This window comes from Rhodococcus aetherivorans (assembly GCF_011058165.1).
In the GTDB taxonomy this organism is placed as follows: domain Bacteria; phylum Actinomycetota; class Actinomycetes; order Mycobacteriales; family Mycobacteriaceae; genus Rhodococcus; species Rhodococcus aetherivorans.
This window is the reverse complement of the sequence record NZ_JAALEG010000060.1, coordinates 20,199-39,383: the sequence shown is the minus strand read 5'-3', so window position 1 is coordinate 39,383 and position 19,185 is coordinate 20,199. Positions and strand designations below refer to the sequence as shown.

Annotated in this window: 19 protein-coding genes and 4 pseudogenes; 13 read left to right on the top strand and 10 right to left on the bottom strand. The window is 67.6% G+C overall.

Annotated features, from left to right (window positions below):
* The 4 genes and pseudogenes from G6039_RS20885 to G6039_RS20870 all read left to right on the top strand — a co-directional run.
* Positions 1 to 456 (top strand): annotated as a pseudogene (locus G6039_RS20885) (transposase); the annotation flags it as partial.
* Positions 457 to 544: 88 nt separating this feature from the next.
* Positions 545 to 829 (top strand): annotated as a pseudogene (locus G6039_RS20880) (hypothetical protein); the annotation flags it as partial.
* Positions 830 to 858: 29 nt separating this feature from the next.
* Positions 859 to 1,425, top strand: a complete 567-nt coding sequence (locus tag G6039_RS20875; RefSeq protein ID WP_043798707.1) for a dihydrofolate reductase family protein — start codon at positions 859 to 861, stop codon at positions 1,423 to 1,425.
* 29 nt (positions 1,426 to 1,454) lie between these two features.
* Positions 1,455 to 1,604 carry a hypothetical protein gene (locus tag G6039_RS20870; protein ID WP_161780434.1) on the top strand — a complete coding sequence of 50 codons (150 nt, stop codon included), beginning with the start codon at positions 1,455 to 1,457 and terminating at the stop codon, positions 1,602 to 1,604.
* Positions 1,605 to 1,725: 121 nt separating this feature from the next.
* On the opposite strand, the gene G6039_RS30760 is transcribed toward G6039_RS20870, so the two are convergent.
* Both G6039_RS30760 and G6039_RS30755 read right to left on the bottom strand, forming a co-directional pair.
* Positions 1,726 to 1,950 (bottom strand): arabinosyltransferase domain-containing protein, encoded by a 225-nt coding sequence (locus tag G6039_RS30760; protein ID WP_235194041.1) that lies wholly within the window; start codon positions 1,948 to 1,950, stop codon positions 1,726 to 1,728.
* Positions 1,951 to 2,022: 72 nt separating this feature from the next.
* Positions 2,023 to 2,375 (bottom strand): annotated as a pseudogene (locus G6039_RS30755) (arabinosyltransferase domain-containing protein); the annotation flags it as partial.
* Between the two features lie 117 nt (positions 2,376 to 2,492).
* On the opposite strand from G6039_RS30755, the gene G6039_RS20860 reads away from it, so the two are divergent.
* Entirely contained in the window at positions 2,493 to 3,584 is a 1,092-nt protein-coding gene (locus G6039_RS20860) for a saccharopine dehydrogenase family protein (RefSeq protein WP_235194030.1), read from the top strand.
* A complete protein-coding gene (locus G6039_RS20855) occupies positions 3,581 to 4,183 on the top strand; it encodes a TetR/AcrR family transcriptional regulator (RefSeq protein ID WP_043798410.1) in 603 nt (200 codons plus the stop codon). Before G6039_RS20860 ends, G6039_RS20855 begins: the two co-directional genes overlap by 4 nt.
* Before the next feature lie 79 nt (positions 4,184 to 4,262).
* Here G6039_RS20855 and G6039_RS20850 read toward each other — a convergent pair whose 3' ends face one another.
* Positions 4,263 to 5,279, bottom strand: a complete 1,017-nt coding sequence (locus G6039_RS20850; protein ID WP_080688492.1) for an ERCC4 domain-containing protein — start codon at positions 5,277 to 5,279, stop codon at positions 4,263 to 4,265.
* A 168-nt stretch (positions 5,280 to 5,447) separates the two neighbouring features.
* Between G6039_RS20850 and G6039_RS20845 the strand changes: the two genes are divergently transcribed.
* The 4 genes from G6039_RS20845 to G6039_RS20830 all read left to right on the top strand — a co-directional run bounded on the left by G6039_RS20845 (position 5,448) and on the right by G6039_RS20830 (position 10,898).
* Positions 5,448 to 6,203 carry an SDR family NAD(P)-dependent oxidoreductase gene (locus G6039_RS20845; protein ID WP_029545691.1) on the top strand — a complete coding sequence of 252 codons (756 nt, stop codon included), beginning with the start codon at positions 5,448 to 5,450 and terminating at the stop codon, positions 6,201 to 6,203.
* 327 nt (positions 6,204 to 6,530) lie between these two features.
* On the top strand, positions 6,531 to 9,149 hold the full coding sequence (gene rph, locus G6039_RS20840) for a rifamycin-inactivating phosphotransferase (RefSeq protein WP_043798407.1): 2,619 nt from the start codon (positions 6,531 to 6,533) through the stop codon (positions 9,147 to 9,149).
* 327 nt (positions 9,150 to 9,476) lie between these two features.
* The gene (locus G6039_RS20835; protein WP_006930830.1) at positions 9,477 to 9,713 is read left to right on the top strand and encodes a hypothetical protein; all 237 of its coding nucleotides are present in this window, start codon (positions 9,477 to 9,479) and stop codon (positions 9,711 to 9,713) included.
* 51 nt (positions 9,714 to 9,764) lie between these two features.
* On the top strand, positions 9,765 to 10,898 hold the full coding sequence (locus G6039_RS20830; RefSeq protein ID WP_029545685.1) for a 3-ketosteroid-9-alpha-monooxygenase, oxygenase component: 1,134 nt from the start codon (positions 9,765 to 9,767) through the stop codon (positions 10,896 to 10,898).
* 58 nt (positions 10,899 to 10,956) lie between these two features.
* Here G6039_RS20830 and G6039_RS20825 read toward each other — a convergent pair whose 3' ends face one another.
* The 3 genes from G6039_RS20825 to G6039_RS20815 form a co-directional block, all read right to left on the bottom strand.
* Positions 10,957 to 11,544: a TetR/AcrR family transcriptional regulator gene (locus G6039_RS20825; protein ID WP_043798406.1), complete on the bottom strand. Its 588-nt coding sequence runs from the start codon at positions 11,542 to 11,544 to the stop codon at positions 10,957 to 10,959.
* 74 nt (positions 11,545 to 11,618) lie between these two features.
* The gene (locus G6039_RS20820; RefSeq protein ID WP_006936671.1) at positions 11,619 to 12,389 is read right to left on the bottom strand and encodes an IclR family transcriptional regulator; all 771 of its coding nucleotides are present in this window, start codon (positions 12,387 to 12,389) and stop codon (positions 11,619 to 11,621) included.
* Positions 12,390 to 12,639: 250 nt separating this feature from the next.
* On the bottom strand, positions 12,640 to 14,076 hold the full coding sequence (locus G6039_RS20815; protein ID WP_051446015.1) for a DUF2254 domain-containing protein: 1,437 nt from the start codon (positions 14,074 to 14,076) through the stop codon (positions 12,640 to 12,642).
* 156 nt (positions 14,077 to 14,232) lie between these two features.
* Between G6039_RS20815 and G6039_RS20810 the strand changes: the two genes are divergently transcribed.
* Positions 14,233 to 14,739 carry a hypothetical protein gene (locus tag G6039_RS20810; protein WP_043798404.1) on the top strand — a complete coding sequence of 169 codons (507 nt, stop codon included), beginning with the start codon at positions 14,233 to 14,235 and terminating at the stop codon, positions 14,737 to 14,739.
* 156 nt (positions 14,740 to 14,895) lie between these two features.
* Here the strand turns inward: G6039_RS20810 and G6039_RS20805 are convergent, their stop codons facing one another.
* Entirely contained in the window at positions 14,896 to 15,534 is a 639-nt protein-coding gene (locus tag G6039_RS20805; RefSeq protein WP_043798402.1) for an isochorismatase family protein, read from the bottom strand.
* 143 nt (positions 15,535 to 15,677) lie between these two features.
* Between G6039_RS20805 and G6039_RS20800 the strand changes: the two genes are divergently transcribed.
* Positions 15,678 to 16,652 (top strand): GlxA family transcriptional regulator, encoded by a 975-nt coding sequence (locus G6039_RS20800; RefSeq protein ID WP_043798401.1) that lies wholly within the window; start codon positions 15,678 to 15,680, stop codon positions 16,650 to 16,652.
* Positions 16,653 to 16,738: 86 nt separating this feature from the next.
* On the opposite strand, the pseudogene G6039_RS20795 reads toward G6039_RS20800, so the two are convergent.
* From G6039_RS20795 to G6039_RS20785, 3 genes and pseudogenes are all read right to left on the bottom strand, one after another.
* Positions 16,739 to 17,076, bottom strand: a pseudogene (locus G6039_RS20795) (transposase); the annotation flags it as partial.
* Between the two features lie 756 nt (positions 17,077 to 17,832).
* Positions 17,833 to 17,994 (bottom strand): hypothetical protein, encoded by a 162-nt coding sequence (locus tag G6039_RS30750; RefSeq protein ID WP_232334161.1) that lies wholly within the window; start codon positions 17,992 to 17,994, stop codon positions 17,833 to 17,835.
* Complete coding sequence (locus G6039_RS20785; protein WP_006936658.1) at positions 17,991 to 18,341, bottom strand: hypothetical protein; 351 nt, start codon at positions 18,339 to 18,341, stop codon at positions 17,991 to 17,993. Before G6039_RS20785 ends, G6039_RS30750 begins: the two co-directional genes overlap by 4 nt.
* A gap of 250 nt (positions 18,342 to 18,591) precedes the next feature.
* Between G6039_RS20785 and G6039_RS20780 the strand changes: the two genes are divergently transcribed.
* Entirely contained in the window at positions 18,592 to 19,101 is a 510-nt protein-coding gene (locus tag G6039_RS20780; protein WP_043798399.1) for a hypothetical protein, read from the top strand.
* The last annotated feature ends 84 nt before the right edge of the window (positions 19,102 to 19,185 follow it).

The following is a 19,185-nucleotide window of genomic DNA, read 5'->3' as shown; positions in this document are numbered from 1 at the left end:
GACGACCCGCTCTACGCCGCCAGGAGGACCCTGCACACCGGCGCCGACCTACTCACCGACAAGCAGCAGGACCGACTCACCGCCCTGTTCGCCGCCGAAGAGCATGTCGAAGTCGAGGCGACTTGGGGGATCTACCAGCGGATGATCGCCGCCTACCGTCACCCGGATCGAACGAAGGGGCGCGAGCCGATGCGGAACCTGATCGGGTCGGTCAGCGCCGGCGTTCCCGCTGCGCTGAGCGAGGTGATCACGCTGGGCCGAACGCTGAAGAAGCGCGCCGTCGACGTGCTGGCCTACTTCGACCGACCCGGCACCAGCAACGGCCCAACCGAGGCGATCAGCGGACGACTCGAACACCTCTGCGGCTCCGCCCTCGGGTTCGGCAACCTCACCACCTACATCGCCGGATCGCTACTCGAGACCGGTGGCTTCAGGCCGCTGCTACACCCTGGATTAGGAAGAGCCGCATTGTGCCCTGGCTCGTTTACGACGATGTGGGCGAGGTGGTCGAGCCAGTTCGGCGGTATCTGGCTGATTGTGTTGCCCCATCGAATCTATTTTCGCGCCAGTGCGTTTGAGGAGCAAGGTCACCAAGGGGCCGGGCTCGCGGACGGCCGGGCTCGCGCTGGCGTTCACGGTGATCGAGGCCGCTGAGGCACGCTGACGCGCCGTGAACGCGCCGCACCTGGTCGCCCTCGTTCGGGCCGGAGCCGTGTTCGAGAAGGGAAGACTCATAGAACGACCGGTTGATGCGTCAACTACGAAGGAGGTCGCCCGACGCTCGCCCATCCACAACGATTTGACAATAACTCGTGTGGCGTCGCGATGAGTTTTGCCCTCCGGTGCAGTCTGATCTGCATGGGCAAACTCATCTATGGCTTCAACGTGTCGGTGGACGGGTACATCGCCGATGCGCAAGGCAACATCGACTGGACCGATCCGAGCGAAGAACTGCACCAGTACTGGAACGACTTCGAGCGGGAGACCGCTCTGTCGTTCTACGGGCGGCGGCTCTACGAACTGATGTCCGCGTACTGGCCGACTGCCGACAAGGCCCCGGACGCCACCCCTCTGATCGTCGACTTCGCCCGCATCTGGCGCGACATGCCCAAGGTCGTGTTCTCGCACACCCTGGAGTCCGTCGACTGGAACTCCCGCCTGGAACGCGGCGACCCGGTCGAGGTGGTGACGAGGCTGAAAGCCGAAACCGACGGCAGGCTGGAGGTGGCCGGCGCGACGCTGGCAGCACCGATCGTGCAGGCCGGACTGGTGGACGAATACCGGATCGTGGTCGCGCCCATCGCCGTGGGCGGCGGCACCCCGTTCTTCCCGACCCTGCCGTCATGGATCTCGCTGCGACTGTTGGAGAACCGCACCTTCCCGGGTGGCACGGTCCTGCTGCGCTACGAGGCGAAACACGACTGATCGGACATACACAGCCAGGCGAGCTGCGGATGCACTACGAGATACACGACTCGAGCGGCACGGAAGTACTGCTGCTGCACGGCAGCCTGTTCGACATCCACCAGCAGTTCGACGGACTGCTGCCCGGGAAACTCGCAGAACGACCGATCGACCCACCCACCACCCTGGAGGTCGCCTGAAACTCGCCCATCCACAGGTCTTGACAATATCTCGATCCTAGGAGCGCGCACTGTCGGACTCGGAGAGACCGGAGCGGATTGCGCAAGGCCTACTACGACGCATGGTCCGAGGTCGCATCAGTCAAAGCAATGCGACGACGGTCGCGGCAAAGACCACGGTGGAGAACCCGAATTCGGCGATCGACGGCGGCTTGTCCCACCACGGCACCCCGCAGCTCGACACATACCACCAGCCGTTCGGCCCGATGAACGACATGGTCACCACGAACGACACCGCTGCCGCGAACAGCGCCCGATTGCGCCGCGAACGCAACACCGCGGGGCCGGTCGCCACGGCAGCGAGCATCGCCACGATCGCCACCAGCAGGCACAGCACCAGGGTGAAGACCGCGAACCGGCGCGCCAGGACCCGTCCACGGTGATCTGCAGCAGGTACTGATAGCGCAGATACCCCTGGAACCACGGCACATTCGGGCCGACCTCGTGTGCGTGCTGCATCTTCAGCACAGCCGCAGGGGGTCTGGGCCGAGAAGACCGGCACCAGCACCACCAGCCCGGCCGCGACCATCGGAGCGAGCAGCGGCAACCATCCCATGTTGCGAGCCGGTGATGGAGGATGCGGGCGATCGGGCGGGCGCCGGCGATCGATGCGGCGAAGCAGATGATGCCCGACGGGCCGGCGGTGACGGTGATCGCGCCGATGAGGATCGCGGCGGCGGGCAGCAGACGCCGGGTGGCGATCGCGCGTTCGACCGAACACCAGGTCAGCACGACACCGGTGGCCCCTCGTCTTCGTTGCCCGCGGTGTCCTGGCGCGGATATCGACTCGGCGGGAGGTGCGCGCACGCTGCGGCCATCCCGAGTTGCCGGGGTGTGAGGGCCGGCACAGTGAACAGTATAGGTCAAATGACCTATATTTTGGCCATGGCTGACACGCTCACACGAGACCACGAAGGTCCGGTCCTGATCGTCGGTGGATACGGAACCGTGGGTTCCGCACTGACCGAACTCGCCGCTCCGCACTGGCCGTTGCTGCTGACCGGGCGCAATCCCGAGAAGGGCGCGGCGCTCGCCGACAAGCACGGGGCTACGGTGCGGCGCTGGGATCTAACGGATCCGGCGCCATTTCGGGCGGCGGTCCGAGCGGTGATCGGAACGGTCAACGATCCGATCGACCGGGTCTTGACGGCTGCGGTCGGCGCGGGCGTTCCGTACGTCGACATCACGCGATGGACCAGCCGCATGACCCGCGCCATCGCCGTGGCAGCCGTGATGAAGCCACGTGCGCCGGTGCTCTTCTCGTCGGCGTGGATGGGCGGAATCACGAGTGTGGTAGCCGCTGCCCTGATAGCCGAGCGCGGCGGAGCTGCCGCCTCGGTCGATATCGCAGTTCGCTGGGACATGAACGACATGGCCGGCATCGATTCGGTCGACTTCATGGATCGGCTCGGATACGACTACGAGGTTCGTCGGGGCGGACTACCGGTGACGGTGGCGCCGTTGACAGATCCGCGGATCGTGAATATCGCCGGGTCGCGCACCAAGGTGGTCCGAATCGACACCCCTGAACAGCTCACGCTGCCGATCACCCTCGATGTCGGCACCGTGTCCACACGTCTCGGCTTCAGCTCGGGCGCGGCCACCACGGCGTTGCTCGCAGCGAAGAAGGCCGGGTTGTTCAGGTGGGGCAAGGGGGACCGGTGGACATCCGTACGCCGGTCGTTGTTGTACTCGCCCGGCGAGGGAGGGAACGCCGAGATCCGGGTCGACGTCGACGGCGAGGGAGGAAGGACATCGGCAACGGTCGTCGATCCGCGAGGCCAAGCTCACTTGACTGCGCTCGGCGGCTTCCTCGGTTTGCGAAGAGTGCTCGATCCGACGGGGTCGGAGCCCGGTGTCACCTACCCCGAGCTGCATCCGGATCCGGCCTCGATCCTGCGATCGCTACCCGAGCACGGAGTGGAAGTATTGCGGGAATGATCTCGACGAAGGGCGGCCAACGGCAGGCCGAACTGCTCGATGCCGCCGAACGGGTACTCACGACCCGCGGCAACGCCGATGCGTCTCTGCGTGACTTTGCCGCTGCGGCGGGCGTGCGTATCGGGCACCTCCAGCACTATTTTCCGACTCGCGCCGATCTGATCCGGGCTGTGCTCGAGCGGGCGCTGCAGCGTTCGCTCGAGCGGCTGTCGTCCGCACTGGGGCCGGTCGAGGAACGGGGTGAGCAGCCGGCCCTGACCAGGTCGGAAACGACGAGTCTGTTCGAGATCCTGCTCGCAGAGCAGGACGATCCGTCGTGCGTGCGGTTGTTCGTGGAGGTCTGGGCCATTGCCATGAGCGACGAGAGCACGGCCGCGGTCGTCCGCGACTTCTACACCGGATACGTCGGTCACGTGGCCGACCTCGTGGCCTGCGTTCGCCCCGATCTCGACCGGTCGCGGAGCTTCGCGGTCGCGGCGACCGTGGTCAGCCTGGTGGAAGGTGCGGCCATTGTCCACTCGACGGTCGGCGTCGGTCGTTCGGCGGAAGCGAGGAGCGAGATTATCCGGGCCGCAGTCGGATTGGTACATGGGTCCTGAGCCGTCCGGGCGGGCGCCGGCTGTGACCGCCCGCCCCGGTGCCGGCGTCGTCGATGCGGTCCGGCTCGGAGCGGGGTCGCTATTCGGGGTGAGCCGAGCTCCACGCCTGCCAGATATCGGGACGGAGCCGGCCCCGATCCGGCACCGGGAGGCCTTGGGCACGTGCCCAGGCCCGAACCTCGGCGGTGGACGGCGCCGGCGGTGCCCCCTCCCCGGCGCCGCTCGCGGATTCGGCGATGTCCCCGGATTCGGCAGCGGGCGCGTCGACCGGGCGCGGTGCCGCAATGCGGGCGATCGCCGTGTTCTCTGCCTCGGCCCAGACGTAGGCCGCCGCCAGATAGCGGTAGGTCCACTGCTCCGCCAGGGCGCGGTTGTCGCAGAACACGATCGGCACGTTCGGCCAGCGCACCTGCAACTCGGCCAGACCGTCGGCGACGGTCGCCGGCCGCACCCGCTCGAGCGCGAAGATCGCCGAGTACCGGTCCTCGACCACGATCGCGGCCCGCGGTAGGGCCGCCAATTCGGCCAGCGCGTAGCGCAGCGTGCCGTTCGTCAGGCTCGGGACCAGGTCCGGCACCGACTTGCGTTCGACCGAGGCCACGAGGCGGTCCTCGAGGAAGACCCCGTAGTCCCCGCACGGCAGTGCGCGTTTGGTGAGCCCGACCTGCTGGTCGGCGAACCGGTAGGCGTAACGCTCGTGCGAGTCGACGACGATGGGCAGCTCGGCGATGCCGGCGGCCCGGGCGGTGGGTGTGCGCACGTTCGGCCGGGCCTGTTTGCGGGTCCGCGGGGACTGCCAGAACACCACGTCGCGCCCGCGCGCGGTGGTGTACACGATCTGCGATCGGTTCTCCCGGCCCCGATCGAGTACCAGATCGATTGCCGCGCCGCGCCGCGCACACGACCGCACGGCCACCCGCTCGACCACCTCGGGGTCGTCGGGCCATTCGTCGATCGGCACCGGATGGCAGTACAGCGCCTTCGTGCGCGGCCAGGTTCCCGAGGTGCGAAACACCAGCCCGCCGTCGAGGGGTACCCGCAGCAGGTAGCCCAGCTTGGACGCCGGCTCCGGATTCACCGCGATCACCATTTCCACAGCTGTCAGGGTCTCATCGCAACGCAAGGACGTCCGCGGGTGCCAGAAGTTACCCGCCGGTACACCTACCGGGGTCCGGTCGCAACCGGCATCATCGATCGTAATTGATTGATCGATTACTCAATGAGCGCGCGCAGCGGTGTGCGGTCCCGAGCAAGGAAGGCGGACGTGAACTCTGTGAACGGTGAGACGGCGCTGGTGACGGGAGCGGGTCAGGGGGTGGGACGCGGCATCGCCCTGGCGTTGGCTGCGGCCGGAGCCCGGGTGGCCGTGGTGGGGAGGACGGCCGACAAGATCGAGAAGGTGGCGGCGGAGATCGAGGAGCGCGGCGGCCGCGCTGCCGCCTTCGTGTGCGATGTCACCGATGCGGCCGGGATCGATCTCCTGGTGGAGCGGGTGATCGCGCGATTCGGCGGCCTGTCGATCCTGGTGAACAACGCCCAGTCGACGGTCCACGGACGATTGCTCGACCTCGACGAACAGGTCTATCAGCGGGGGATGGATTCCGGGCCGACCGCGACACTGCGGCTGATGAGGGCGTGTCACCCGCATCTGAAGGGCGGCGGCTCGATCGTCAATCTCGGGTCCGCGGCGGGGGTGCGCTGGGACCCGTCCGGATACGGTGGCTACGCGGCCGCCAAGGAGGCGATCCGCGTCCTCACCCGCACGGCGGCGTGTGAGTGGGCCGCCGACGGGATTCGAGTCAATGCGATTCTCCCGTTGGCCAATTCATCCGCCCTCGAGGTGTGGGCGCAGGAGAGTCCGGACGAAGCGCGGGCGTATCTCGACACCGTGCCGCTCGGGCGGCTGGGCGACCCCGAAACCGACATCGGTCCGGCGGTGGTCTTCCTGTGCAGTCCGGCGGCACGGTACATCACCGGTCACTCGCTCCCCGTCGACGGCGGTCAAGCGCTGATGCGCTGAGACGTGCGACGGACATCGCTACTCGTACCTTGTCGCGGAAGAGAGAAACGTCCAGATGCCCGATGTGCTCGCACCGGCCCGGCCCGGCCCGGCCCGGTCCGGCCCGGCTCGGTCCCGTGGCCATGTGCAATCGAATCATCAAGGAGGAGAAGGCCGAAGGGATGTTCCGCCCTGATCAACCATGCCGGGGCATATCGGTCCGCCACGACGGTGTGCTGTCCCTGCCCCCCTTCTACGTTATACACGATTCGAGGCTCTCATGAGGCCCGGAATTGTGGCCGATAATCGCCTGCGGAACGCCGGAACCTACAGGTGAGGGGCAGGGGAATGGGATATGTACTGGACTTCCGGGAGATCGATCGGACGCAGGTTGCGGTCGCCGGCGGCAAGGGCGCGAACCTCGGAGAGCTGTCGCGAATCGAAGGCATACGTGTGCCGGCGGGGTTCTGCGTGACGACTGACGCCTTCCGGCGGGTCGTGGCAGAAGTGCCGTCCCTCGACGATCGGCTCGATCGATTGTCGCGTCTCGAGGCGGCGGATCGAGATTCGATCCGCGTGCTCAGTGCGCAGATCCGCCGTGCGGTCGAAGAGTGCGTCATCCCTGACGATGTGGTGTCGGAGATCGTCCGCTCTCTCGCCCGGCTCGGTGAACAAGCCGCATATGCGGTCCGATCCAGCGCGACGACCGAGGATCTGCCGACCGCATCCTTCGCCGGTCAGCAGGACACGTACCTGAACGTCTCGGGCCCAGCGGCGATTCTCCGGCACGTGAGCCGGTGCTGGGCTTCGTTGTTCACCGAGCGAGCCGTCACCTACCGTCTGCGCAACGGTTTCGACCAGCGGAAGGTTCACATGGCGGTGGTTGTCCAGCGGATGGTGTTCCCGTGGGCGGCCGGGATTCTGGTCACGGCCGATCCCATCACCTCCAATCGGAAGGTCGCGTCGGTGGAGGCAGGCTTCGGACTCGGCGAGTCCCTCGTTTCCGGCTTGGTGAACCCGGACGTCTACAAAGTGCGTGACGGCAAAGTCACGGACAGGACCGTCGCCACCAAACAACGCGCCGTCCAAGCAGCGCCAGCCGGTGGCACGCACATGCAGGGAATCGAGCAGGAGCAGCAGAACCGATCGGTGCTGACAGATGAGCAAGTTGTGCAACTCGAGCGGCTGGGCAGAAGAATCGAAGCGCACTTCGGCAGTCCTCAGGACATCGAATGGTGCCTGCTCGACGACGGTTTCCGAATCGTGCAAAGTCGCCCGATCACCACGCTGTTCCCGGTCCCCGTGGTCGACGACTGGGAGAACCGTGTGTACGTCTCTGTCGGCCACCAGCAGATGATGACCGACCCGATGAAGCCCCTGGGGATCTCCCTGTGGCAACTGACGAGTCCGGCACCCACGAGGGAGGCGGGAGGTCGGCTGTTCGTCGATGTCACCCAGGCTCTGGCTTCGCCGGTGAAGAGAACGGGACTGCTGGACGCTCTCGGCAAGTCCGATCCGCTTCTCGGGGATGCGTTGGCGACCATCGTCGAACGCGTCGACTTCATCAGGTGGTGTCCGGACGACGGGGCCGACGGTGTACCGGCCGGCGATGCACCTGCCCTGATCGAGGCCGACGAGGGCATCGTCGCCGAGTTGCTGGCGCAGAGCCAGGCCTCTGTCGCGATGTTGAAGCGCGAGATCCGGGCCAAGTCCGGAGCGGCGCTGCTCGACTTCATCTCGGCCGACCTCAAGGAGCTGAGGCGGATCCTGTTCGACCCGCGGAGCCACCAGGTGATCACGGCGGCGATGGAAGCAGCCTGGTGGCTCAACGATCGGCTTCAGGCCTGGCTGGGCGAGAAGAACGCAGCCGACACGCTCACGCAATCGGTCCCGCGCAACGTCACGTCGGAGATGGGCCTGGCGCTCGTGGGCGTGGCCGACGCGATCCGGCCGCACCCGGACGTGGTGGCCTTTCTGCAGCACGTCGAGGACGCGGGCTTCGAGGAGGGGAGCTTCCTGGACGAGCTGGCGAAACGCGCCGGCGGCCCGCAGGCGCGCGCGGCGATCGAGGCCTACCTCGACAAGCACGGCATGCGCTGCGTCGGCGAGATCGACATCACGAGACCGCGCTGGAGCGAACGCCCCACCACCTTGGTGCCGATGCTCATGAGCAACCTCAGAAACTTCGGGCCGGGCGCTGGAAAGCGACGCTTCGAGCACGGGCGGCGGGAGGCTCGCAAGAAGGAACACCAGTTGCTGGAGCGTCTGCGCGCCTTGCCGGACGGAGAGCGAAAAGCCTGTGAGGCCAAGCGGATGATCGACCGTGTCCGCGCCTTCTCCGGGTATCGGGAGTATCCGAAATACGGCATGGTCAGCCGCTACTTTGTATACAAGCAAGCCTTGTTGGGCGAGGCCGAGCGGCTCGTGCAGGCGCGTGTGCTTCGCCGCAAGGAAGACATCTTCTACTTGAGGTTCGACGAGCTGCGCGAGGTCGTGCTCACGCACCGATCGTGTGACCAGCTCATCCGTGAGAGAAAGGCCGCATTCCGCTCGTACCAGGCGCTCACGCCGCCCCGGGTGTTCACATCGGACGGCGAGGTCGTCGCCGGAAGGTATCGGCGCGAAGGCGTCCCGCCTGGAGCGCTGGCCGGTACGCCGGTGTCCGCCGGGAGTATCGAGGGGCGAGCCCGTGTCGTGTCGGATATGGCGCAGGCCGATCTCGAGGCGGGCGACATCCTGGTCACCGCCTACACCGATCCGAGCTGGACTACCGTGTTCGTCGCGATCAAAGGCCTGGTGACGGAGGTGGGCGGAGTGATGACCCATGGGGCGGTGATCGCGCGGGAGTACGGATTGCCGGCCGTCGTGGGTGTGGAGGGCGCCACCCGGTTGATTCGCGACGGGCAACAGATCCGCGTGAACGGAACCGACGGGTACGTCGAGATCCTGCCCCAGCGGGACGTCTGAGGGGCAGGAACTGCGGAGCCTGTTCCAGGAGATGCAGGTCCCGATACGGGTAGACCTTCGGTGCGAGCTTGCCGAACAGTCGGACGCCGAGCGTGACCGGTTGGGGCATCACCTTCGCGAAATCGCCGACCGGTGAGCGGTGGTGCGCGCCCCGCTCGTTCTGCTCGGCGGAGTCACCGACCCGGCCGGCACGCACACCGGCACGCGATGCGTCCTGACCCCGGTCCCGAATCCCGCCTCGGAAAAGGTGTCCCGTTGAGCTGACACCCCGCAGCCACAGCGCGGGGAAATTCCTACGCTCGAGGTACCCGAGGAAGGAAGTGATCGATGCAGTCGCTCGACTGTCATGCGTGTGGCAACACCGTGTTCGTGGCGAAGTACAGCCCCGTGCACACGAGCATTCAGTGGACAGGGCCGGCCCGCGACACCTGCCGCGAGTTCGCCGCGGCGGCCCGTCCGGGGGAGACCACGACCTACCTGCCCCGCTGCGGAGCGCTGCACGAGTCGGTCGATCGAGCCGTGCGTGACGGCCGGCTCGTGCCCTCGCAGCGGGTCGAACCGTAGTCGGTCCGGCGTCCGTCGCCGCACCCGGAAGCACATCACCTGGAGGACTTCATGACTGTTGAACCCGAGACCATCGAGGTTCGGAGCATCGAGACGGGCAGCAACCCGACGCGGTACGCCCGCGGCTGGCACTGCCTCGGACTGGCGAAGACGTTCCACGACGGAAAGCCGCATCAGATCAAGGTATTCGGGACCGACCTGGTGGTCTTCGAGGATTCGAAGGGCGCCCTGCACGTCCTCGACGCCTTCTGCCGGCACATGGGCGGCAATCTGGCCCGGGGCGAGATCAAGGGCGACACGATCGCGTGCCCGTTCCACGACTGGCGATGGGGCGGCGACGGCCGGTGCGCGGAGGTGCCGTACGCCCGCCGCACCCCGAAGATCGCCAGGACGAAGTCCTGGATCAACATGGAACGCAACGGCTTGCTCTTCGTGTGGAACGACCCGCAGGGCAACCCGCCGCCGGCGGACGTGACCATTCCCGGGATCCCGGACTACGGGACCGACACCTGGAGCGAGTGGACGTGGAACACCTTCCACGTGACGGGATCGAACTGCCGGGAGATCGTCGACAACGTCGTCGACATGGCACACTTCTTCTACGTGCACTTCCAGATGCCGCAGTACTTCAAGAACGTCTTCGAGGGTCACATCGCCGCACAGCACATGCGTTCGACCGGCCGTGACGACATCAAGACGGGTGTGCAGCTGGATCTGCCGGATTCGCAGACGATCTCGGACGCGATGTACTACGGACCGTCCTTCATGCTCGACACCGTCTACACGGTCGCCGGAGACGTGACGGTCGAGACCAAGCTCGTCAACTGCCACTACCCGGTCACGCAGGACTCGTTCGTGCTGCAGTTCGGGACCATCGTCAAGAAGGTGGACGGGGTCGGGGACGAGGAAGCCGCGGCGATGGCGACGATGTTCACCGAGGGTGTGGAGACGCAGTTCAAGCAGGACGTCGAGATCTGGAAGCACAAGACCCGGATCGAGAACCCGCTGTTGACCGAGGAGGACGGCCCGGTCTACCAGCTGCGCCGGTGGTACAGCCAGTTCTTCGTCGACGTCGAGGACGTCACTCCGGAGATGGTGCAGCGCTTCGAATTCGAGGTGGATACCAGTCGGGCACTGGAGAACTGGCAGAGGGAAGTGGACGAGACCATGGCACTGCGCGGCTGACCCGCGAGCGCCGGCCCGCGCCGAGACGGTACGGCTCGGCGCGGGCCGGCGGCGGTCGTCAGCCGGTGCGCGGCCGGAAGCCGTCGACGAAGATCCGGGTGATGTCGCGCGCGAGGTCGGCATTGGAGCGCTGCGCGCTCGGTCGGTGCCAGCGCGGTGCCTGCCAGACGGCATCGCGGATCAGCTGGTAGAACACCTCCGGATCGATGTCGTCCCGGAAGATTCCCCCGGCGACACCCTCGGTGATGGCCTCCCGCCACGCCTTCTCCACCTCGTCGGCAATCTCGGCCAGGTCCGCCTCGACGAGGCGGTCCCGCATGTACTCGCCCTCGCGCTGCCAGATCGTCGTGGCGCCACGGTAGTTCTCCGAGGTGGTCAGGGCGAGCAGGACGAGCGCTTCGATCCGCTCGACCGGCGGCAGGGTTCGGGACGTGATCTCGCGGCACCGGGCGGACAGGTCCTCGATGTATTCGCGGATCAGTTCGGTGACGATCGCTTCCTTGGACGGAAAGTAGTGGTAGAGCGCCCCGGAGTAGACCCCGACCTCGTCGGCGATCTCCCGGATGGTGGTTGCCGCGATTCCCTTGGTGGCGAACAGTTGTGCGGATCTGTCGAGGATCTGGCGGCGGCGCTCGTGCGGATCCATGGCACTCCTCGGGGCTCGGTCGTCGACGGCCGGTCCATTGTGGCACATCCATTGATCAAACGATCAGTGGAGCCTCAGACGGCGTGCTGTGAGTCCGCCGACCGGAGTCGGGTGAGGCGACGCCACGTCGTGAGGGCGGCCATGCGCACGGGGCCCGCCAGGGCGGCGGGGCGGATCGACGAGGTGGGGCCGCTGACGGAGATCGCGCCGACACACTTGCCGGCGTGACCGATCGGCGCCGCGACACAGGAGACGCCCGGGGCAGCCTCGTCGCGGTCGTGCGCCACGTGCTGTTCCCGGGTCCGGGCGAGCTCGCTGCGCAGCCGGTTCGGGTCGGTGACGCTGTGGCGGGTCCGGGCCGTCGGCGGGCGCTCGGCGAACAGCGCGTCGAGGTCGGTTCTTCCTTGTGCCAGAAGCGCCTTGCCCAACGCGGTGCAGTGTGCCGGCTGGCGTCCGCCCACGCGTGACGGGATGCGCATCGAATAGGGGCCGCCCACCTTCTCCAGATACAGCACCTCGGCGCCGGTGAGGACCGCCAGGTGGACGACGAGACCGGTGTGGCCGTGCAGTTCGTGCATGACGGGCAGGGCGGCCCGGTGCAGGGTGTCGTTGTGCTGGACGAGGGACCCGAGCTCGAGCATCTTCGTGCCCAGCGCATACGCGGGAGCGTCCCGTCGCACCCAGCCGATCTCGACGAGCTGGGTCAGCAGGCGATGCGTGGACGAGCGGGGCATGCCCGTCAGGCGGGTGAGCTCGGCCAACGTGAGCCGCTCGCTGTCGCGGAATGCCTCCAGCAGCCGGGCGGCGCGATCGATCACCGCCACCGGCACATCGCTGTGCGTCATGCTCTGCCTCCCACCGCCGAAGCGCGGTTACCTCTACTGATCAAGCGATCAATCAATGACTGTGGTGACTGTAACAGTTCGCCCGAGGGGCGGGAAGTGGAATCGAAGACCGAAACGCGGTCGATGGGGGCGGATCACCCGAGGGCGGCGGCCTCCTGTGAGGTGGCCGGCAGCTTCGCAGCGCCGCGGTGACACCGACGAGCCGGCCCCGCGGCGACCGCCAGCGACGCCGCGGAAGCGACGGCACACGTCAGGTAGGACGGCGCCCTGCCCAGCGCCCTTCGAGGGCCTCGCCCACCTGCCGGGCGAGGTGGTCGAGGTGCCGGCGGGTCACGGTGTCGTGGTCGGTGACATGCTCGCGCAGGCGATCGAGCTGGTCGGTGATCGCCGTGCGCTGCTCGCCGGTGGCGGCTTTCCATGCCAGCTCCCGCAGCATCGACAGCAGCGCGTCCAGCACCATCGGATCGTCGGCGCCGTAGAGCCGCGGCTGGGTGCACACCAGCTCCAGCAGCTCGGCGAAGGTCGGCCGCGCCAGCACCACCCGTACCCGATCGTGCTCGTCGCACTGGGTGTACGGGCCGAGCCGAAGGTCGAGAAGGTCGGCGAGGACCGCGGTGCACGAGATCAGTCCGTGCACGGCGGTGGTGGGATCGTTGATCCCGGGCGAGAGGGCCCGCACCACCACATCGGTCAACTGCCGCAGTCCGTAGCCGATGTCCTGGACGGCGGTGCGTTCGCTGCCGGTGCGCAGCGCCGCGCGTACCCGTTCGCTCAGCCGGTGCGCCGCGTCCTCGGTCAACGGTTCCTGCGGGCGGACGGACCAGGAGAACGCGACCGGTGTGCCCGCCAGGACCGGGCTGCCCACCGGGCGGTCTACCCACACCACCGCCTCGGCCTGCTCCGCCGCGGTGAGCAGGGCGTGTTCGTCGATCTCGACGAGGAATCCGGACGAGGCCGCTTCGACGAGGTGCGGGTGCGGCGGTGGCGCGGGCACCGGCACGGCAGGTGTGTCCCGGCGTGCGGGAGGCAGGAGACGGGTGGCGGTGGCGCAGGTGTCGGCCCGCACGTGCTCGAGCACGGCTTCGACGCGGATCTGCCGGACCAGATGTCCGAGGAACAGCACCAGCGCGACGACGCTGGCCACCGCGAGCAGGTATGCCGTCGTCACCGCCATCTGCGGGACGAACGCGGTGCCGTCGGTGCCGTCGGTGGCGCTGCGGACGGTGCGCAACACGGTCAGCGCGTAGATGAACGTCGCCAGGAATAGCGCCAGGGTGCGTTGGATGACACGGTCGGCGGCGAAGGTGCGCAGTAACCGCGGGGAGTACTGGCTGCTGGCCAGTTGCAGGGTTACCAGTGTCAGCGAGAACGTCAGCGCCGTGACGGTGATCAACGAGCCGGCGATCACGCTCAGTACCTCGCGGGCGGCGTCGGCACCGCCCCCGAACAGGTATCCCGCCACCGTCGGTGGCAGCCGGTCATCGAGGGCGGCGTCGAGTTCGGGCAGGCCGATGCCGGCCAGCACGGCCAGCAGCACCGCGGCCGTCGGGACGGGCCACAGCCGGGAGCGCACCGCTTCGACGAACACCTGTCGACGCTTCAGTACGGAGGAGATCGGTCCCCGTCGCCCCCGGGCCCCGGGGCCGCCGTCGGTCTCGAACTTCACGGACACCGCCCGGAACCACATTCCTCGCGCATACCCCCGCCCGCGGCCGGGTAATCGCGCACCCGTCGCTGCGCCTGCCGGAGTGCGGCGGATCGGTTGGAACGGCCTCGGTGGCCGGGCCGAGGTGGATACGATGCCGACATCTGTGCAGGACTGGTGCGACGAACGGAATCGGTCATGACAAAGCTGGTGAACTCGCTGTCCGAGGACGAATTCGTGTTGGTGCGGCAGACGAAGAAGACGGAGATGGCAGATCTCGACGAGGACGGCCTGATCGATCTGCACACCCGTATCCGCCGATCCCGCAACAAGTACGTCAAGCTCTACCGCCGGCAGGGTGCCGAGAAGGTCGGCGCGAAAAAGTCTCGTGCGGCCGGTAAGTCGGCGAACGAGCGGAACGCCGGCAAGGCGGAGGTGTTCGAGGATGCGCTGGCCCGGGTCAGCCGCCAGCTGGGGGCGGTGGCCCGCCGCTCGGCCGAGGAGCTGAAGCAGGAACGGCTCGCTCGCGCCCGCTCGGATGCCGCCGCGCCCGCCGAGGATGTCGGTGCCGAGGGCAAGGTGCGGTCGAAGGGCAAGACCCGCGTCGATGCCACTCGTAACTCGGCCGGCCGCAAGAAGTACGAGGCGTCGACCATCGCCGCCGGGGCGCGCCGGCAGGCCAAGAAGGACAGCAAGAACCGCTGAACGTCCGGGATCCGCCGCGACGACGTCGGTGGAGCAGGCCCGGGGTGCCGGTGCATGTGAAGCACACCGGCACCGCCGAGCCGGTCAGTGAGTTGCCAGCGCGACGCGCCGGCCGTCTCCTCCGCGACCGGGCTGCCCCGGGCCGCGGGGCGGCCGTCAGGCGAGCGCGGTTGCCGAGCGTCCCTCGAGGGCGGATTCGACCAGGTTGCTCTTGGGTAGCGTCGAGCCGGACTGCACGGCCTCGATCCACTGGGTGGTCGTGGTGACCGCGGCGAAGTTGGACTGCAGCAGCACCATCAGGGTGGTGTGCAGGGACTGCGCGGAGACCTGCCCGGCGGCGTTCGCGAGATGGATCGCACCGGTGGCGTCGGAGAGGATCTCCGTGGCGAATCCGAGCGCCTCGGCCTCCGCGGCGGTGGCGAGATCGCAGTTGTTGGTCATGTATCCGACGATCGTGACGGTGTCCACCTCGCGGGCGCGCAACCAGCCGGCCAGGTCGGTGCCGGCGAACACGCTCGCGTACTGCTTGTGCACGCGTTTGCACGTCGGGTCGATGCGCCGCTCGAGATCCGGGTGCAGCGACCATCCTCGCGAACCTTCGACGAAGACGGGGGCTCCGTCGGGCATACGGTGCTGAACGACGACGACCGGGACGTCGTGGGCGGCGGCAGCGTCGAGGGCGGCCTCGATGTTGGCGAGCGACTGCTCGCGCGGCGGGTACTGGATCTCGAGCGGTCCGTCGAAGTACTCCTGCTGGACGTCGACAACGACGAGGGCACGGCGGGGTGCGGTCACGGGTTTCCTCCCTGGGAAATCATTCGGGGTGTCGCGCCCACGGGGTGAGCGCCTCACTGCCCGATTGTTCGGCAGGTCTACCCTGGCCGGAAGTGGCACGAATGCACACTTTCGATGAGATCGGGCCAACCCGGGAGAACAGGATGCGAATCGCTGTCTACGCCTTCGACGGGATCACCATGTTCCACCTCGCGGCACCGTTGCTGGTGTTCGCCGAAGTGCGCCGTCTCGGTCCGGCCCCCGACTGGCAGACCCGGCTGTGGTCGGACCGGGCCGGCTCGGTCTGTACCGCCGAGGGATACCCGATCGGTGAGGTGACCGGACCCGAGACGGTCGACTGGGCCGACATCGTCATCGTCCCGTCGTGGCCGATGCCCCCGAGGCCGATCGGTGCAGAGTTGAAAAGACAGCTGCGCCAGGCACATGCGCGGGGTGCGGTGATCGCCGGGTTGTGTCTGGGGGCGTTCGCCGTCGCCGACGCCGGGCTGCTCGACGGTCGTGCGGCGGTCACCCACTGGGAGGCGATGCCGCTGCTCGCCGAACGCTGCCCCGGCACCGAGGTGGACTCCTCGGTTCTCTATATCGACCACGACGACGTCCTCACGTCCGCAGGTACGGCCTCGGCGATCGATGCCTGTCTGCACCTGGTCCGCAAACACCTCGGGTCGGCGATCGCCACCCGGGTGGCCCGATACCTGGTCGTGGCTCCGCACCGAGAAGGGGGACAGGCACAGTACATCGAACGTCCCCTCGCGCGGCCCGCCACCGACACCGCGATCGCCGAGGTGCTCGAATGGGCGCTGACCCGGCTCGACGAACCGCTCGCGGTCGATCGACTCGCGGATCGGGCCCGGATGAGCCGGCGCAGCTTTGTCAGGCACTTCCGGCAGGCCACCGGCACCACGCCGGCACGCTGGATTCTCACGCGCCGACTGCAGGAGGCACGCGCTCTGCTCGAAACCACGGATTGGAGCATCGATGCCGTCGCGTCCGCGTGCGGCTTCGGCAGCAGCGCCACCTTCCGGCAGAACTTCACCTCCGCCTTCGCAACTTCACCCACCGCCTATCGTCGGCAGTTCGCATCCCGGCCGCAACCGCTGGTACCCAGGAGGACGTGAAAGTGACACGAGGTGCGAGTCACCGGCGAGGGGCCAAGTCCCGTGAGGTGGTGTACGACGTCGCCGCGTGATTCCTCGGCGGGAGGTCAGGTAGTCAAGGCCGGTGCAACCTCCTCGGCGGGTTCAGTCACGGTTCTTCGGCCGTGTTGGTACGGGAGCGGGCGAGCACATCCAGTCCGAGGTAGCGGCGCCCTTCGATCCACTCATCGTGCTCGCTCCGCGAGCACCGCCTCGACGAGACGGATCAGCGCGGTACGATCCGGAAAGATCCCGACCACATTGGTTCTCCTACGGACTTCTTTTGTTGAGGCGCCCCCTGCGGATGATTGCTCCAGATCTGCTTCCAGATCTGTTTGGGAAATACCTTGAACCCCAACAGATCCGACACTGCGGCGTCGAGGTGGTCGGCGGCCTTCGCCGACTTCCCGGATTGGTGCCGGGTCATAGGCCTGCCCGGTTGAGACGTTCGATGAGGCGTGGTTTGCGCGCAAGCGTGTGACGTAGTGCCAGGATGCGCTGGGTGAAGGTGTCACGTCGGCGTCGCGTTCGGCGAGCGTCCGGAGATCGGTGAGCAGTGCGGCGGCGGCGTCGTACTCGCCGGACTTTCGGGTGGCGATCATCGCGTCGATGCGAGACCACGGGCCTTGTGCCGGCGGGCTTCCTCCCCGGCGCGCCGGGCAGCTGCCCGGCGCTCATGGTCGCCTCGGCGACGCGCCGCGGCCTCGAGAAGATCGGCCACGGTCCGGCGAGGTGGGGCGGGCAGGTTTGTGGTGTGCTCCGTTGTGGAATCGACGAAGCATCTCCATCCGGACGGTCACCGTGTGATTTTCGGCGACCCGCAGCAGGAGTCGAACGGTGCGCTCGTGCGGGCCGCGATGGCGAGCAGGTCGTCGTCGAGGCGGAGAAGTTCGGCCAGGGCGCGCTGCGCCGCGCTGAGGGTGGCCAGTCCGGGGCGGCACGGGTGACATCGGTGCGCCGGCGTCCGGATCGACGTCGCCGGACTCGTCCTCGCTGGTCAGGTCCAGCACGAGGAATTCGCTCGTGGTCCAGGCAGTTACCCGCTCGTCGACGCAATAGTCCCCGACGACGTCGAGGTCGAGCAGGCCGCGCGGAAGGCGGAGCAGGATCCGCCGTGTTCCCCAGTTGGCCAGGTACAGGTGCGCGGCGTAGTAGCGCTCCATCATCCGGTTCGGATCGTCCCGGAAGCTGCCCAGCGGAACTCGTTGACGAAGCTGGTGGCCGTGATCCTCGCGCGGGTGGACAGGGAACGCACTTCGGCCTGCTGACGCTCGTCCAACGGCCGGTCGACGGTGAGGAACTCGTAGTGCTGGTACTCACTCATCGCCCCTCCCGCCGATCGGCGCGGTCGTAAGGCTCCGCCCGGAAACCCGAGTCGTCTCCCCGATGGATGAACAGGTGTCCCTCGAGTGTGGCGTCCTGCGCCAGGGCGGCCCAGCCGCGGCCGCTGACCTGGTCGCCTTCGTCGTCGCCGTCCCAGCTGAACTCCACGGCGGTGCGGCCGTCGCGTTCGATGGTCCGGCAGTCCATCCAGCCGCGGACGGCGATGAAGCCGAACTGGCCGGTCCCGTCGGCGGCGAGCTCGATGAAACCGGGTTCGACGAGGTCGATCGCGTCGCGGTCCCACAGGTCCATCTCCACGATCCGCCACCGACCGGTCAGGCGCCTCACTGGTCCTCCATACTTGTCGCGAGTGCGGTGTCAGGGTAGCGACCGCGGGGGACCGATGCCGCGCGTCGCCGGCGCAGCGGCCTGCCTGAGATTCCCCTGAACCAGTGGACACGGAGGTCGGGGGCTCGGTGAGGGGTTGACCACGGCGCGGCCTCGCCGAACGTGCAGCCCACGTCCCCTTGACCTACTTGACTTGACCTACTTGACCTACTTGACCTACTTGACCTACTTGACCGAGGACGATCGAGGTATGAGCACTCCATTGAAGAAGGTTGTCGACGACCAGCTGGACGCCAGCGGGATGGCCGCGGAAGAGCTCAGCGACGACGACGCGCGGTACGTGGCCGACGGCGTGAGACGTATGCTGTCGAGCCTCAAAGCGCGCCGAGCGTGGGAAAAGCACATCGGCCCGATCCTGACCCACAAGCAGACCCTCGAAGTGACCGGCTGGTCGAAGCAGGCGCTCAGCCAGGGGGTCAGGGACAATCGCGTGTTGCGCCTGACCGCCGCGGACGGCACTGCCGGCTACTGGTCGGATGGCTTCACCGAGACTGCCGCCGGCTACCGACCGATCGCGGGGATCAAGAACGTCCTGGGCGCCTGGGCCCATGCCGACGTCGAACCGTGGACGATTGCGTCGTGGATGTCGAGTGCGCAACCCGAACTCGACGGCCGGACACCGCGGCAGGCCCTGCTCGACGGTGACAGTGCTGATGTCGAGAAGCTCGCCCGCCAGGCGTCGGAACGGCTCGCTTCGTGAATGTTTCCCGCGCACAACAACACCTGAAACCGCCACCGTCCCCGGACACACTCCGGGGACGGTTCCCTGAGACCGGGCCGGCTG

Coding starts and splice junctions, on each gene's coding strand:
- G6039_RS20825 (WP_043798406.1), bottom strand. CDS start 11,544: ATGGATCCGCACGAGCGCCGCCGCCAGATCCTCGACAGATCCGCACAA.
- G6039_RS20820 (WP_006936671.1), bottom strand. CDS start 12,389: ATGACGCACAGCGATGTGCCGGTGGCGGTGATCGATCGCGCCGCCCGG.
- G6039_RS20800 (WP_043798401.1), top strand. CDS start 15,678: ATGCGAATCGCTGTCTACGCCTTCGACGGGATCACCATGTTCCACCTC.
- G6039_RS30760 (WP_235194041.1), bottom strand. CDS start 1,950: ATGCTCGCTGCCGTGGCGACCGGCCCCGCGGTGTTGCGTTCGCGGCGC.
- G6039_RS20855 (WP_043798410.1), top strand. CDS start 3,581: ATGATCTCGACGAAGGGCGGCCAACGGCAGGCCGAACTGCTCGATGCC.
- G6039_RS20835 (WP_006930830.1), top strand. CDS start 9,477: ATGCAGTCGCTCGACTGTCATGCGTGTGGCAACACCGTGTTCGTGGCG.
- G6039_RS20875 (WP_043798707.1), top strand. CDS start 859: ATGGGCAAACTCATCTATGGCTTCAACGTGTCGGTGGACGGGTACATC.
- G6039_RS30750 (WP_232334161.1), bottom strand. CDS start 17,994: ATGAGTGAGTACCAGCACTACGAGTTCCTCACCGTCGACCGGCCGTTG.
- G6039_RS20830 (WP_029545685.1), top strand. CDS start 9,765: ATGACTGTTGAACCCGAGACCATCGAGGTTCGGAGCATCGAGACGGGC.
- G6039_RS20815 (WP_051446015.1), bottom strand. CDS start 14,076: ATGTGGTTCCGGGCGGTGTCCGTGAAGTTCGAGACCGACGGCGGCCCC.
- G6039_RS20870 (WP_161780434.1), top strand. CDS start 1,455: ATGCACTACGAGATACACGACTCGAGCGGCACGGAAGTACTGCTGCTG.
- G6039_RS20810 (WP_043798404.1), top strand. CDS start 14,233: ATGACAAAGCTGGTGAACTCGCTGTCCGAGGACGAATTCGTGTTGGTG.
- G6039_RS20780 (WP_043798399.1), top strand. CDS start 18,592: ATGAGCACTCCATTGAAGAAGGTTGTCGACGACCAGCTGGACGCCAGC.
- rph (WP_043798407.1), top strand. CDS start 6,531: ATGGGATATGTACTGGACTTCCGGGAGATCGATCGGACGCAGGTTGCG.